This is a genomic window from Pedobacter sp. (genome assembly GCF_041662865.1).
Lineage (GTDB): Bacteria > Bacteroidota > Bacteroidia > Sphingobacteriales > Sphingobacteriaceae > Pedobacter.
Genome location: NZ_JBAZRL010000105.1, coordinates 1 through 871 on the forward strand (window position 1 = coordinate 1; position 871 = coordinate 871).

The window sequence follows — 871 nt, forward strand, 5'->3', positions numbered from 1 at the left end:
TTTTGGCAGGGAGCAGACTTGTCGCGCCCCACAGCACTAACCGGGACTGGAGGGATAATAACTTTTCCATTATTCATGGCTACTGTATTCCCAGTAGGCGCTTTAAATAACCCATTATAAAACTCCTCATTCAGAAATTTACCGGTAAAAGAGTAGCCGTTGCTAAAGGTATAGGTTCCATCAACTTTTAAATCCTCTTTAAAAGCACCTTCAAATACATCGCCATTTGCAAAATAAAAAATCCCAGCACCTTGTCTTTTCCGGTTTACAAAACTACCTATATATTTGTTACCACTTGGAAATTGCATAGTTCCTATTCCCGTAATGCAATTGCCTTTTATGCATTCGTCATACTGGCCTTCTAACTCTTTCCAATTAGAAGCAGCCACCTTTTCGTCGGCTTTTACTTTGGTACCCTTGTTAAAAAATACAAGTTCGGTTTTCCCATTTTTATAGGTTATTATTCCTTTTCCATTTTCTACACCATCCTTAAAAAACCCATCGTAGGTATAATCATCATATTTCATTATACCTTTACCTTCCGGTTTTCCATCTTTAAACTGACCTGTATAAATGCACCAACCAAAATCATAAGTACCTGATCCATTACTGCAATCGCCAATTTTACATTGCGAATATGCCTTTACAGAAATAAAAACTAGAAATAGCAAAATGCATTTTATCTTAATCATCGCATTAATTCTTTACACCTAATTGTTTTGCTTTGGCATTATCTGCCTCCGCAAGTGCTGCTTTTCCCATTTTTTTATAGATAAACCCTCTTAGGCTATACATTACATAAAAATCAGGATGTTCATTTATGCCTAATGAAATTGTTTTTATAGCTTCATCGTAACGTTTTAAATTGCTT

Annotated in this window: 1 pseudogene; it reads right to left on the minus strand. The window is 35.6% G+C overall.

The features are described from left to right. A pseudogene (locus WC622_RS16635) lies at positions 1-692 on the minus strand (hypothetical protein); the annotation flags it as partial. Positions 693-871 lie beyond the last annotated feature (179 nt).